This is a genomic window from Bradyrhizobium sp. Mp19, from assembly GCF_029952935.1.
Lineage (GTDB): Bacteria > Pseudomonadota > Alphaproteobacteria > Rhizobiales > Xanthobacteraceae > Bradyrhizobium > Bradyrhizobium elkanii.
Map to the genome: position 1 here is coordinate 90549 of NZ_JASAUT010000027.1, position 13087 is coordinate 103635.

At 66.4% G+C, this 13087-nt stretch carries 10 protein-coding genes; 8 read left to right on the forward strand and 2 right to left on the reverse strand.

The window, feature by feature from the left end:
* Window positions 1–46: 46 nt before the first annotated feature.
* On the reverse strand, window positions 47–2839 hold the full coding sequence (locus QJT82_RS26565; RefSeq protein ID WP_028341480.1) for a [protein-PII] uridylyltransferase: 2793 nt from the start codon (window positions 2837–2839) through the stop codon (window positions 47–49).
* 198 nt (window positions 2840–3037) lie between these two features.
* Here QJT82_RS26565 and QJT82_RS26570 point away from each other — a divergent pair, with 198 nt between their 5' ends.
* The 5 genes from QJT82_RS26570 (at window position 3038) to QJT82_RS26590 (ending at window position 7253) form a co-directional block, all read left to right on the forward strand.
* Complete coding sequence (locus QJT82_RS26570) at window positions 3038–4012, forward strand: aliphatic sulfonate ABC transporter substrate-binding protein (protein WP_028341481.1); 975 nt, start codon at window positions 3038–3040, stop codon at window positions 4010–4012.
* 112 nt (window positions 4013–4124) lie between these two features.
* Window positions 4125–4958 (forward strand): ABC transporter permease, encoded by an 834-nt coding sequence (locus tag QJT82_RS26575; RefSeq protein ID WP_035631813.1) that lies wholly within the window; start codon window positions 4125–4127, stop codon window positions 4956–4958.
* On the forward strand, window positions 4958–5743 hold the full coding sequence (locus QJT82_RS26580) for an ABC transporter ATP-binding protein (protein ID WP_028341483.1): 786 nt from the start codon (window positions 4958–4960) through the stop codon (window positions 5741–5743). The genes QJT82_RS26575 and QJT82_RS26580 overlap by 1 nt, the downstream gene beginning before the upstream one ends.
* Window positions 5744–5799: 56 nt before the next feature.
* A complete protein-coding gene (locus QJT82_RS26585) occupies window positions 5800–6309 on the forward strand; it encodes an OsmC family protein (protein WP_028341484.1) in 510 nt (169 codons plus the stop codon).
* A gap of 140 nt (window positions 6310–6449) precedes the next feature.
* Window positions 6450–7253, forward strand: coding sequence for a hypothetical protein (locus QJT82_RS26590; RefSeq protein ID WP_028341485.1), 804 nt, complete (start codon window positions 6450–6452; stop codon window positions 7251–7253).
* A gap of 260 nt (window positions 7254–7513) precedes the next feature.
* Here the strand turns inward: QJT82_RS26590 and mutS are convergent, their stop codons facing one another.
* Complete coding sequence (gene mutS, locus QJT82_RS26595; protein ID WP_028341486.1) at window positions 7514–10243, reverse strand: DNA mismatch repair protein MutS; 2730 nt, start codon at window positions 10241–10243, stop codon at window positions 7514–7516.
* 214 nt (window positions 10244–10457) lie between these two features.
* On the opposite strand from mutS, the gene pcaF reads away from it, so the two are divergent.
* The 3 genes from pcaF (at window position 10458) to pcaG (ending at window position 13076) form a co-directional block, all read left to right on the forward strand.
* Window positions 10458–11666, forward strand: coding sequence for a 3-oxoadipyl-CoA thiolase (gene pcaF / locus QJT82_RS26600; RefSeq protein WP_028341487.1), 1209 nt, complete (start codon window positions 10458–10460; stop codon window positions 11664–11666).
* 105 nt (window positions 11667–11771) lie between these two features.
* Window positions 11772–12473: a protocatechuate 3,4-dioxygenase subunit beta gene (pcaH, locus tag QJT82_RS26605; protein ID WP_028341488.1), complete on the forward strand. Its 702-nt coding sequence runs from the start codon at window positions 11772–11774 to the stop codon at window positions 12471–12473.
* Window positions 12474–13076, forward strand: a complete 603-nt coding sequence (pcaG, locus tag QJT82_RS26610; RefSeq protein ID WP_259245057.1) for a protocatechuate 3,4-dioxygenase subunit alpha — start codon at window positions 12474–12476, stop codon at window positions 13074–13076.
* The last annotated feature ends 11 nt before the right edge of the window (window positions 13077–13087 follow it).

Consider the following 13087-nt stretch of genomic DNA (forward strand, 5'->3'; position numbering starts at 1 on the left):
GGCCTCCTCAGGATGACGGTGTTGCACGCTCCCCCTACGCCTTGATCTACGCCGCCGGCTTTGCCGCCTGGTCCTCGCTCGCCAGCAGATGCAGCAGCGCGCTCTTGATTGCGGCCTGCCGGGTCGGCGCCGTGATCTGGGCGCCGAGCAGGTCGGTGACATAGAACACGTCGCGGGCGCGTTCGCCGAAGGTCGCGACATGGGCCGAGGCGATGTTGAGGTTGAGCTTCGAGATCGCGGTGGTGAGCTGGTAGAGCAGGCCGGGCCGGTCGAGCCCGGAGACCTCGATCACGGTGTAGCGGTCGGACCACTGGTTGTTGATGGTCACCTCGGGCTCGACGATGAACGGCCGCGCCTTGCTGCGCACCGCCCGCTTCGCCACCGCCTCGGGCAGCCGCAGCTTGCCTTCCAGCACATGCTCGATCATCTCGCCGATCCGCGTCGCGCGGCGGCCCTCGTCCTCGTCGCGGTCGTATTCGCGTGAGATCGAGATGGTGTCGAGCGCGCGGCCGTCGGTCGTGGTGTAGATCTGGGCGTCGACGATGTTGGCGCCGGCAGAGGCGCAGGCGCCGGCGATGATCGATAACAGCCAGGGATGGTCGGTCGCCAGGATCGTCAGCTCGGTGACGGCGCGGACCTCGTCGAAGCCGACATTGATCGCGAGCTTGTGGCCGGCCTGCTCGCTGGCGCGGATGAAGCGGGCCTGGCGGATCTTGCGCGGCAGCTCGACCTTGAGCCAGTAGGCCGGATAATGCCGGCCGATATAGGCGTTGAGCTCGGACTCCGGCCATTCGGTGAAGGCGCGGCGGAATTCGGCTTGCGCCACCGCGATGCGCTGGGCGCGGTTGACCTCGGAGAAGCCGCCGGTCAGCACCGGTTCGGTCTCGTAATACAGCGTACGCAACAGCTGTGCCTTCCAGCCGTTCCACACGCCCGGGCCGACGCCGCGGATGTCGGCCGTGGTCAGGATCGTCAGCAGCTTCATCTGCTCGACCGACTGCACCACGGCGGCGAAATTCTCGATCGTCTTGCGGTCCGACAGGTCGCGCGATTGCGCCACCGTCGACATCGTCAAATGCTCCTCGATCAGCCACGCCACCAGCTCGGTGTCGGCCGCCGAGAAGCCGAGCCGCGGGCACAGCCGCCGCGCCACCTTGGCGCCGGCGATCGAATGGTCTTCCGGCCGGCCCTTGGCGATGTCGTGCAAGAGCGTGGCGATATAGATCACCGGGCGGTGCTCGGGGCGGATCTTGCGGAACAGGTCGCTGGCGACCGTGAATTCCTCGTTGCCGCCGCGCTCGATGTCCTGCAGGAAGCCGATGCAGCGGAGCAGATGCTCGTCCACCGTGTAGTGGTGATACATGTTGAACTGCATCATCGACACGATCTTGCCGAAGGCGCGGATGAAGTGGCCGAGCACGCCGGTCTCGTTCATCCGCCGCAGCACGATCTCCGCGTTGTCGGAGGTCAGGATCTCCATGAACAGGCGGTTGGCTTCGTCGTTCTCGCGCAGCTGGGTGTTGATCAGCTTGAGCGAGCGCGTCACCGTGCGCATCGCATCGGGATGGAAGGCGAGGTTGTTCTGCTGCGCGAGGCGGAAGATCCGGATCAGATTGACCGGATCGTGCTTGAACACGTCGGGCGCGGCGAGATTGATGCGGTTGTTGTCGACGATGAAGTCGTCGCTGCCGTTAACCCGCCGCCGCTTGGTGCCGGGCCGCAGCCGCGCCACCATCCGGCTCAGCACCGGCGCCGGCTTGTTGTGCTCTTCCTCGAGCTTGGCGCACAGGATCGCGGTGAGGTCGCCGACGTCCTTGGCGATCAGGAAGTAGTGCTTCATGAAGCGCTCGACGTCCTGCATGCCGGGATGCGAGGTATAGCCGAGGCGGACCGCGATCTCGCGCTGCATGTCGAACGACAGCCGTTCCTCGGCGCGTCCGGCGAAGAAGTGCAGATTGCAGCGCACCGACCACAGGAAGTCGGCGCAGCGGCGGAAGGTGCGGTATTCCTGCGCGTCGAACACGCCGCGTTCCAGCAGCTCGTCGGTCTCGCGCACGCGGTAGACGTATTTGGCGATCCAGAACAGCGTATGCAGGTCGCGCAGGCCGCCCTTGCCGTCTTTGACATTGGGCTCGACGAGGTAGCGCGACTGGCCGGCGCGGCGATGCCGCTCCTCGCGCTCGGCGAGCTTGGCGGTGACGAATTCCGACGCGGTGCCCTGCACCACTTCCTTGTCGAAGCGCTCGACCAGCTCGTCATAAAGCGGTTGGTCCCCGGTCAGGAAGCGCGTCTCCAGGATCGCGGTGCGGATCGTCATGTCGCCGCGCGCCTGACGGATCGATTCATCGACCGAGCGCGTGGCGTGGCCGACCTTCAGCCCCATGTCCCAGAGGCAATAGAGAATGGCTTCGGCAACCTGTTCGCCCCAGGCGGTCTGCTTGTAGGGCAGGATGAACAACAGATCGATGTCGGATTCCGGCGCCATCAGCCCGCGGCCATAGCCGCCGGTCGCCACCACGGCCATGCGTTCGGCGCCCGAGGGGATCGGCGAGTGGTAGAGATGACGGGTCGCCGCCGCGTAGAGGATGCGGATGATCTCGTCCTGCACGAAGCAGAGCCGTTCGGCGCAGCGGCGGCCGTGACGGTCCTTCAGCAGCAGCGCCTGCGCCGTGGCGCGTGCCGCGATCAGCTCGGCCTTGAGCAGCTGCGCCATCGCGGCGCGGAACTGGTCCTCGCGGCCGGCGTGCTGTTCGGCAAGTGCATTGACCGCCGCGGTGATCCGAACGGTCTCGAAACGATCATCCGCTTCAGGGCGGGCCTCGGCTACGACGCTGTCCATAGGTTCATCCGATATCGGACAGAGCTGTTGCTGTCACTGACCAAAGTATAAGGACAGCGGCTCCATGCTCTCTCCACGACGCTTTGAGTAAGATCGTTCTCGCGCCATCCCGTAAAGGGTAGAGATTTTCTCGTTGACCGCAAGGCTAACTCATTGAAATAAAAGATTGTTTCATAATCTGATCGAGGGGGTCAACGAATGCAAAAATTTTCCCGGCGCATGTTCGCAGCGCTGCTCGCGGTCTCGGCCTTGCTGCCTGGCGCGGCGCGCGCCGCCGACGCGCTGAAGGAGATCCGGATCGACTGGGCGACCTACAATCCGGTGTCGATGGTCCTGAAGCAGAAGGGCCTCCTGGAAAAGGAGTTCGCCAAGGACGGCATCAACATCGTCTGGGTGCAGTCGGCCGGCTCCAACAAGGCGCTCGAATTCCTCAACGCCGGTTCGATCGATCTCGGCTCGACCGCGGGCTCGGCCGCGCTGGTCGCGAAGATCAACGGCAACCCGATCAAGTCGATCTATGTCTATTCGCGCCCCGAATGGACCGCACTGGTCACAACCAAGGATTCCAAGATCGCGTCCGTCGCCGATCTCAAGGGCAAGCGCGTCGCGGTGACGCGTGGCACCGATCCGCACATCTTCCTGGTTCGTGCGCTGCTCGGCGCCGGCCTCACCGAAAAGGACATCACGCCGGTGCTGCTGCAGCACGCCGACGGCAAGACCGCGCTGATCCGCGGTGACGTCGACGCCTGGGCCGGCCTCGATCCGATGATGGCGCAGGCGGAAGTCGAGGACGGCGCAAAGCTGTTCTACCGCAAGGCGGAAGCCAACACCTGGGGCATCCTCAATGTCCGCGAGGAGTTCCTGAAGGCGCATCCGGATATCGTCCGCCGCGTGCTCGCGACTTACGAGGAAGCGCGGAAATATTCGCTGGCCAACTATGACGAGCTGAAGAAGACCTTCATCGCGGTGACCAAGCTGCCGGATGCCGTGGTCGACAAGCAGCTCAAGGAGCGCACCGAGCTGACCCACAGCCGGATCGGTAGCCCCCAGCGCGAATCGATCCTCGCCGCCGGCCTCGCCTTGCAGCAGGCCGGCGTGATCGACGCCAAGACCGATGTGAAGGCCGCGCTGGATTCCTTGATCGACGATCAGGTCCCGCTGCCGACCAACTAACCACCGCCGTCAAACTAACCACCGTCGTCCCGGCGAAAGCCGGGACGACGTGGATGGAGTTGGGCGGGCGCCACCTTGCAATCCCGCCGGAAGAATAGTTCTTGCTATGGCCATGACCGTTGACCGGCCCGCGCTGGAACAGACGGCCCCGCCTAGTGCGCCGGCGCGGTGGTCGCGCCATGCGCGCCCGGTGCTTGGGCTCGCGCTGCCGGTCGCACTCGCGCTGGGCTGGGAACTCGTCGTCTCTCTCGGCTATTCCAACGGCCGCCTGGTGCCGCCGCCGTCGAAGGTGTTCGAAACCATCGTTGAGCTCGCCAGGAGCGGCGAGCTGTCGCGCCATATACTCGCGACGCTGTGGCGCGTCGGCGCGGGCTTTGCGCTCGGCGTTGTCGCCGGCACCATCATGGGTGCGATCTCCGGCTACTGGGATTTCGCCAAGCGGCTGCTTGACCCGACGGTGCAGGCCTTGCGCGCGATCCCCTCGCTCGCCTGGGTCCCGTTGTTCGTGCTCTGGCTCGGCATTTTCGAGACCTCGAAGGTCGCGCTGATCGCGGTCGGCGTGTTCTTTCCGATCTATCTCGGCGTGATGGGCGCCATCCTCTCGGTCGATCGCAAGGTGGTCGAGGTTGGCCGCGTGTTCCGTCTCTCCGGACCCGCCATGATCCGCCGCATCCTGTTGCCCGCCGTGCTTCCGGCCTATGTGGTGGCGCTGCGGGTCGGGCTTGGTTTGGGGTGGATGTTCGTGGTCGCCGCCGAACTGATCGGCGCCTCCGAAGGCCTCGGCTACCTTCTGCTCGATGGCCAGCAGCTCGGCAAGCCGGCGCAGATCCTCGCCGCGATCGTGATCTTCGCGGTCCTCGGCAAGACCACCGACTGGCTGATCGAGGTTGCGGCCGCGCCGCTGCTGCGCTGGCAGGACGCGTTCGGCGCGCGGGGAGGGCAATGATGCTGGCGCTGAAGGAAGTCGGCAAGACCTATCCGAACGGCGTCCACGCGCTGGAGCGCTTCTCGGCCGAGATTGCGCCCGGCGAGATCATCGCGATCATCGGCGGCTCCGGTTGCGGCAAGTCGACGCTGCTGCGCGCCATCGCTGGCCTCGATCGTGCCAGCACGGGCAGCGTGACGCTCGACAATGCGGTGATCACCTCGCCGCACGCCAAGATAGGGATCATCTTCCAGGAGCCGCGGCTGCTGCCCTGGCTCAGCGTCGCCGACAATATCGGCTTCGGCCTCGCCGACCTTCCGGCCGAGGCCAGGCGCGCGCGCGTCGCGGCGGCGCTCGCCCGCGTCGGCCTTGCCGACAAGGCCGCGGCCTGGCCGCGCGAACTGTCGGGCGGTCAGGCGCAGCGGGTCGCGATCGCCCGCGCGCTGGTGCCGCAGCCCGAAGTGCTGCTGCTCGACGAGCCGTTCTCGGCGCTCGATGCCTTCACGCGGCGCGATCTGCAGGATCATCTGCTCGATCTGTGGGCCGACACGCGGCCGACCCTGATCCTGGTCACCCACGACGTCGACGAGGCCGTGGTGCTGGCCGACCGCGTGCTGGTGATGCGGCCGCGGCCGGGCCGGCTGTTCGAGGAGATCACCATCAATTTGGCGCGGCCGCGTGACCGCAAATCGGAGCTGTTCGGCACCTTCAAGCGCCGCGTGCTGACCGCGCTCGACCGCTCGCTCGACCGTTCGGTGCGGGACGTCACGGACAAATCGAGCGCCGGCGAGGCGATGTGGTGGTGACATCTGCTCGTTAAGGCCTTACATCGGCATAAAGAAGAATAGCCGGGAGCAGACCCATGGACTCCGCCGAACTCCGCGCAATGCAGGCTCCGATCAAGGAGCGCTACAAGACCGACCCCCAAGCCGCCGTGATCACGCTGAAGGCCAAGGGCTCGATCGACAATGAGAGCATCGCCTGCAAGGTCGAGACCGGCCGTGCGCTCGCGATCGCCGGCCTCCACCCCGCTACCGGCGGCTCCGGGCTCGAGCTGTGCTCCGGCGACATGCTGCTGGAAGCGCTGGTCGCCTGTGCCGGCGTCACGCTGAAATCGGTTGCGACCGCCGTCGAGGTGCCGCTGAAGGTCGGCAACGTCTTCGCCGAAGGCGATCTCGATTTCCGCGGCACGCTCGGCGTCGACAAGGAGACCCCGGTCGGCTTCCGCGAAATCCGCCTGCGCTTCGAGATCGGCACCGACGCGCCGCAGGACAAGCTCGACCTCTTGCTGAAACTCACCGAACGCTATTGCGTGGTCTATCAGACCATCAAGAATGGCCCGAAGGTGACCGTCACGATGCAGCGGGTGTAGCCGCTTTCAACGGTGTCGTCCCGGCGAAAGCCGGGACCCATACGCCGTGTCATCTCGATTCAAGCCCCGCTGCCTGACGGCTTTCGCTCCATACGAATAGTCGTGGTTATGGATCCCGGCCTTCGCCGGGACGACACTCAATGTCCCCCGAACTCCACTTCGTCCTGATTCTCGTGCTGCGCATGGCGGTTGCGGCCGCATTCGTGGTGAGCGCGTCCATCATCACGGAGCGTTCGGGACCGGTGATCGGCGCGCTGATCGCAACCCTGCCGATCTCGGCCGGGCCGTCCTACACCTTCCTCGCGCTCGACCATGACGCCGCCTTCATCGCCGAGGGCGCGCTGGCGAGCCTGCCGGTCAACGCCGCCACGATCTATATGGGCCTGACCTACGCCGTGCTGGCGCAGCGCTTCAGCATGTGGATCAGCGCGGGCAGCGCGATCGCGGTGTGGCTGGTGCTCGCCACCATCATCCGCCAGTTCGAGTGGTCGCTCGCCGCCGGGCTGATCGTCAATGCCATCACCTTTGCGATCTGCATCCCGCTGCTCCGGCCCTATCGGCACGTCGCGAAAATGCCGCTGATCGCGCGGCGCTGGTACGACATTCCGCTGCGCGCCGCGCTGGTCGCAAGCCTGGTCGGCACCGTGGTCACGGCGTCAGGCTGGGTCGGCCCGCGCGTCACCGGTGTGATGGCGCTGTTTCCGATCGTGTTCTCCTCGATGATGCTGATCCTGCATCCGCGCATCGGCGGCCCCGCAACCGCCGCCGTGCTCGCCAACAGCGCCTGGGGCCTGATGGGCTTTGGCCTCGGGGTTGCGGTGCTGCACATCGCGGTGCTGCAATTCGGCTCGCCAATCGGCCTCTGCTGCGCGCTCGCCACCTGCATCGTCTGGAATCTGGTGCTGTGGCAGATCGGGCGGAGGAAGAGTGGGAAGACGTCTTGACCTCCCCTTGAAAAGGGGAGGTCGCTTTGCTCGGCAGAGCAAAGCGGGTGGGGATCTGCTCTCTCCGCAAACAGCGTCGTCTGCGGCTGACCCCCATCCCGACCTTCCCCCTTTCAGAAGGAGAAGGATGATCCGTGGCCCGGATGAAGCCAACGGGTCGCGCGAACGCGCGCCCGATGACGGGCTCCGCGCAATCCGGGGCGGTCGTGCAACGGAGAGCGCGTTCCCGGATTTCGCTTCGCTGCATCCGGGCTACGGGGCTACTGCTTCGGCAGCTTCGCCCTTAGCGCATACAGTGCGTCCAGCGCCTCGCGCGGCGACATCTCGTCGGGGTGCAGCGCCTTCACCGCCTCGACCAGCAGATCGGCCTCGCTCGGCGGCTTGTCCTCGCTGGCGGCGCGGGAGGGGACGGCGAACAGCGGCAGATCGTCGACCAAAGCGCGCGCGGTCTGGCCGCGGTCCTGCGCCTCGAGTTTGGCCAGCACCGATTTGGCGCGCGTGATCACGGCCGGCGGCAGGCCGGCGAGTTTTGCGACCTGGATGCCGTAGGAGCGGTCGGCGGAGCCCGGCAGTACCTCGTGCAGGAACACGACGTCGCCCTGCCACTCCTTGACCCGCACCGTGGCGTTGAACATCCGCGGCAGTTTCGCCGAAAGCGCGGTCAACTCGTGATAATGCGTCGCGAACAGCGTGCGGCAGCGGTTGCCCTCATGCAGATGCTCGATCGCGGCCCAGGCGATCGACAACCCGTCGAAGGTCGCCGTGCCGCGGCCGATCTCGTCGAGGATCACCAGCGACCGCTCGCTGGCCTGGTTCAGGATCACTGCGGTCTCGACCATCTCGACCATGAAGGTCGAGCGTCCCCGCGCCAGGTCGTCGGCGGCGCCGACCCGCGAGAACAGCCGGTCGACGATGCCGAGCCGCGCCCGCGACGCCGGCACGTAAGAGCCGATCTGTGCCAAGAGCGCGATCAGCGCATTCTGGCGCAGGAAGGTCGACTTACCCGCCATGTTCGGACCGGTGATCAGCCAGAGCTGGCCGGATTTTTGTGCGGGCGCCGGCGACAGGTCGCAGGCATTGGCAATGAACGGCTGGCCATCGCGCTTCAGCGCCTGCTCGACCACCGGGTGCCGTCCGCCCTCGATCGCAAATCCGAGCGAGCCGTCAACGTCGGGCCGCACGTAATTGTCGTCGATCGCAAGTTTGGCCAATGACGTCGCGACGTCGAGCATCGCAAAGGCATGCGCGGCGTTGCGCAGATCGTCGCTGGCGGCGAGCGCCATTGCGCTGAGCCGCTCGAAGATCTCGAGTTCGAGATTGAGCGCGCGCTCGCCGGCATTGGCGATCTTGGCTTCGGTCTCGCCGAGCTCTGCGGTGGTGAAGCGGACCTGCCCGGCCAGCGTCTGGCGATGGATGAAGGTCGCATTCAGCGGCGGCGCGAACAGCTTGTCGCCGTGCTGCGCGGTGACCTCGACGAAATATCCGAGCACATTGTTGTGCCGGATCTTCAGCGTCTTGATGCCGGTGTCCTCGGCGTAGCGCGCCTGCATCGCGGCGACGACGAGGCGCGAGGCGTCGCGCAAATTGCGGCTTTCGTCGAGCGCGGCCTCATAGCCCTCGCGGACGAAGCCGCCGTCGCGCTTGATCAGCGGAAGCTGCTCGGAGAGCGCGCGGGAAAATTCCTGCGCCAGATCGCGCGAGGGACGCTGCAAGGCCGCCATCACGGTGGAGACCTCGGCCGGCGGATTGGACAGCTGCGCCAGCAGCTCCAGCGCCTGGTCGGCGGCGAGGATGCCGTCGCGGAGGTTCGCGAGATCGCGCGGGCCGCCGCGGCCGACCGAGAGCCGCGCCAGCGCGCGCGACATGTCGGGCGCCGCGCGCAGCACGGTCCTGATGTCCTCGCGCGCCGCGGAATCCTCAACGAAGGCCGAGACCGCATCGAGCCGCCGCGCGATCACGGCGACATCGGTCAGCGGCGCGGCAAGGCGCTGCGCCAAGAGGCGCGAGCCCGCCGCGGTGACGGTGCAGTCGATCGCATCGAGCAGCGAGCCGCGGCGCTCGCCGGCCAGCGTGCGCGTCAGTTCGAGGTTGGCGCGGGTCGCCGGGTCGATCGCCATCGTGGTTCCGGCGGCCTCACGCGCCGGCGGCGACAGCGGCGGACGCTTGCCGACCTGGGTGCGGTCGATATAGGTGACGGCCGCGGCGGCGGCGGTCGCTTCCAGCCGCGACATCGCCGACAGGCCGTCCATGGTCGCGACCGCGAAATAGTCGCACAGCCGCCGCTCGGCGGTGGCGCTGTCGAACACGTCGCGGGTCAGCGGCGTCACCGAGGGCAGCTCGCGCAAGGTCGGCGCCAGCTCGCTGTCGCTGTAGAGCGCATCGGTGACGATGGCCTCGTTCGGATTGATGCGCGCCAGCGTCGCCGCGAGCTCCGCGGTCGTGCACTCCGTCACCATGAATTCGGAGGTCGAGATGTCGATCCAGGCGAGCCCGAGCCGGTCGGCGCCGGCCGAGCCGCGGGCGCGCGCGATCGCGATCAGGTAATTGTTGGTGCGGGCGTCGAGCAGCGTGTCTTCGGTCAGCGTGCCCGGCGTCACCAGCCGCACCACGCCGCGGCGGACCACGCTCTTGTTGCCGCGGGCTTTGGCCTCCGCGGGATTTTCCGTCTGCTCGCACACCGCGACGCGATGCCCGGCGCCGATCAGGCGATGCAGGTAATCCTCGGAGCGCTCGACCGGCACGCCGCACATCGGGATGTCCATGCCCTGATGCTTGCCGCGCTTGGTCAGCACGATGCCGAGCGTCCTGGAGGCGATCTCGGCATCCTCGAAGAACAACTCATAGAAGTCGCCCATCCGGTAGAACAGCAGCAGGCCGGGATGAGCGGCCTTGATTTCCAGATACTGTTCCATCATCGGCGTGACGCGCGACGGCGCCTCGGCGGCGGGAGCGGGCTCGGGCGGAACGGGGATCGGCTGCTGAATGGTCATGAGGTGGCGGAAACTACAAAATTTCGTCGCGCGGTCCTATCCGCGAGGAGGGGGTTTTCCACCCTCTCCACGGCCTGAAATATGACGAGGCCTCACGGGAATGCGCTGATGCCACGCAGCCACGTCAATTGACCTGTCGCGGGCACGCTCCTAAAACCGATCTCAAGTTCCAGCCGATCCAGCGCCTAAGTCGCGGCATTCAGGGAGAGATTCAATGCGTGATGTGTTCATTTGCGATGCCGTCCGGACCCCGATCGGCCGTTTCGGCGGCTCGCTCGCCAAGGTGCGCGCCGACGATCTCGCCGCGGCCCCGATCAAGGCGCTGATGGCCAAACACCCGACACTCAATTGGAACGAGGTCGACGAGGTGTATTTCGGCTGCGCCAACCAGGCCGGCGAAGACAACCGCAACGTCGCGCGCATGGCGCTGTTGCTCGCCGGCATGCCGGAGTCGGTTCCCGGCCAGACCCTGAACCGGCTCTGCGCCTCCGGCCTCGATGCGGTCGGCGCCGCGGGCCGCGCCATCCGCGCCGGCGAGATCGATTTCGCGATTGCGGGCGGCGTCGAATCGATGACGCGTGCGCCGTTCGTGATGGGCAAGGCCGCGGAAGCCTTCTCGCGCTCGTCCGAGATCTACGACACCACGATCGGCTGGCGCTTCATCAATCCGCTGATGAAGGCGCAGTACGGCGTCGATGCGATGCCTGAGACCGGCGAGAACGTCGCCGAGGAATTCCAGGTGTCGCGCGCCGATCAGGATGCGATGGCGATCCGCTCGCAGCAGCGCGCGGGCGCGGCGATCGCGTCGGGCTATTTCGCCGAGGAGATCATTCCGATCCAGGTGCCCGGCGGCAAGGCCGGCCCGATCACCGTCGACAAGGACGAGCATCCGCGTCCGGAGACCACACTCGAAGGGCTCGCCAAGCTGAAGCCGATCGTGCGCAATCCGGGCACGGTGACCGCGGGCAATGCGTCCGGCGTCAATGACGGCGCCGCCGCGATGATCCTCGCTTCCGAAGCCGCGGTGAAGAAGCACGGCCTGACGCCGCGCGCAAAAATCCTCGGCCTTGCCTCGGCCGCGGTGCCGCCGCGCATCATGGGCATCGGTCCGGTGCCGGCGACCAAGAAACTGGTCGAGCGTCTCGGCATCAAGGTGTCGGACTTCGATCTGATCGAGCTCAACGAGGCCTTCGCCTCGCAGGGCATCGCCTGCCTGCGCCAGCTCGGCGTCAAGGAAGACGCCGATTTCGTCAATCCGCATGGCGGCGCGATCGCGCTCGGCCACCCGCTCGGCATGAGCGGCGCGCGGCTGGTCCTAACCGCCGTGCACGGCATGGAGAAGCGGGGCGGGAAGCTTGCCTTGGCAACTATGTGCGTCGGGGTCGGTCAGGGCGTTGCGGTCGCGATCGAAAAGCTGAATTAAGCCAATGGCTTGGAGGGGCTGAAAACAGCCCTTCCCCAATTTGGTTATGCATTATAATGATCTGACGTGAGCCCACCGGGCGCGTGGGCCGCGGAGGAATTCGCCATGACCTTGTTGTACCCGCTGCAATCGCTTGCGGCCCATCCGGCGCGGCTGTCGCCGGACTATCGCTCCACCGTGAAGCGCTCGCCGCAGAAGCCGCTGATCCCGATGCGGCACACGCTCTCGGAACTGACCGGGCCGGTCTATGGTCATGAGACCGTGCGCGCGCACGACAACGATCTCACCATCCAGGCCAAGGGCGAGCCGCTTGGCGAGCGCATCATCGTGCATGGTTACGTGCTCGACGAGGATGGTCGCGGCGTGCCCAACACCTTGGTCGAGCTGTGGCAGGCCAATGCCTGCGGCCGCTACATCCATGTCGTCGACCAGCACCCGGCGCCGCTCGATCCCAACTTCACCGGCGCCGGCCGCACGCAATCCGATGCCAAGGGCTATTACAAGTTCATCACCATCAAGCCCGGCGCCTATCCCTGGGGCAATCACCACAATGCCTGGCGACCCGCGCATATCCACTTCTCGGTGTTCGGGCACTCCTTCGTCTCGCGGCTGGTGACCCAGATGTATTTCCCCGGCGACCCGCTGTTCCCGTTCGACCCGATCTTCAACTCGGTGACGGATGAGAAGGCGCGGGCGCGGATGATCTCCGCCTTCGATCTCGAGAACACCAAGCCGGAATGGGCGCTGTGCTACCGCTTCGATATCGTGCTGCGCGGGCAGAGTGCCACGCCGATGGAGACCAGGTAAGTGTCGAACCCGCGTCCTGATGGAATCACGCCCTCGCAGACCGTCGGTCCCTATTTCAAGTATGGCCTGACGCCGAACGGCGAGTATGAGTGGAACGACGCCTTCACCAACAATTTGCTGACGGGCGACGTCTCGGGCGAGCGCATCCGCGTCGAGGGCAAGGTCTATGACGGCGACGGCGCCGTGATCCCGGACTGCATGCTGGAGATCTGGCAGGCCGATGCGCAGGGCCGCTTCTCGGATCCGCAGGATGCGCGCGCGTTGCCGAACTCAAGCTTCAAGGGCTTTGGCCGCTGCGGCACCGACAAGAGCGGTGGTTATGCATTCGACACCATCAAGCCGGGCTCAGTGCCGGATGCCGACGGCAAGCCGCAGGCGCCGCATATTCTGCTCGCGGTGTTCGCGCGCGGCATGCTGCTGCATCTCTACACCCGGATCTATTTCGACGGCGAAGCCGGCAACGCCGCCGATTCCACGCTGGCGCTGGTGCCGGCCGATCGCCGCGCGACGCTGATCGCAAAGCGCAAGGCCGGCGCGGGCAGCGCCTACACGTTCGACGTCCATCTGCAGGGCGACAACGAGACCGTGTTCTTCGACGTCTAGCGAAAACCGGT

What these genes read in the sequence shown, in the direction of transcription:
- QJT82_RS26570 (WP_028341481.1), top strand. Translation starts at nt 3,038, where the DNA reads ATGCAAAAATTTTCCCGGCGCATGTTCGCAGCGCTGCTCGCGGTCTCG.
- QJT82_RS26575 (WP_035631813.1), top strand. Translation starts at nt 4,125, where the DNA reads ATGACCGTTGACCGGCCCGCGCTGGAACAGACGGCCCCGCCTAGTGCG.
- pcaH (WP_028341488.1), top strand. Translation starts at nt 11,772, where the DNA reads ATGACCTTGTTGTACCCGCTGCAATCGCTTGCGGCCCATCCGGCGCGG.
- QJT82_RS26565 (WP_028341480.1), bottom strand. Translation starts at nt 2,839, where the DNA reads ATGGACAGCGTCGTAGCCGAGGCCCGCCCTGAAGCGGATGATCGTTTC.
- QJT82_RS26585 (WP_028341484.1), top strand. Translation starts at nt 5,800, where the DNA reads ATGGACTCCGCCGAACTCCGCGCAATGCAGGCTCCGATCAAGGAGCGC.
- QJT82_RS26590 (WP_028341485.1), top strand. Translation starts at nt 6,450, where the DNA reads ATGTCCCCCGAACTCCACTTCGTCCTGATTCTCGTGCTGCGCATGGCG.
- pcaF (WP_028341487.1), top strand. Translation starts at nt 10,458, where the DNA reads ATGCGTGATGTGTTCATTTGCGATGCCGTCCGGACCCCGATCGGCCGT.
- QJT82_RS26580 (WP_028341483.1), top strand. Translation starts at nt 4,958, where the DNA reads ATGCTGGCGCTGAAGGAAGTCGGCAAGACCTATCCGAACGGCGTCCAC.
- mutS (WP_028341486.1), bottom strand. Translation starts at nt 10,243, where the DNA reads ATGACCATTCAGCAGCCGATCCCCGTTCCGCCCGAGCCCGCTCCCGCC.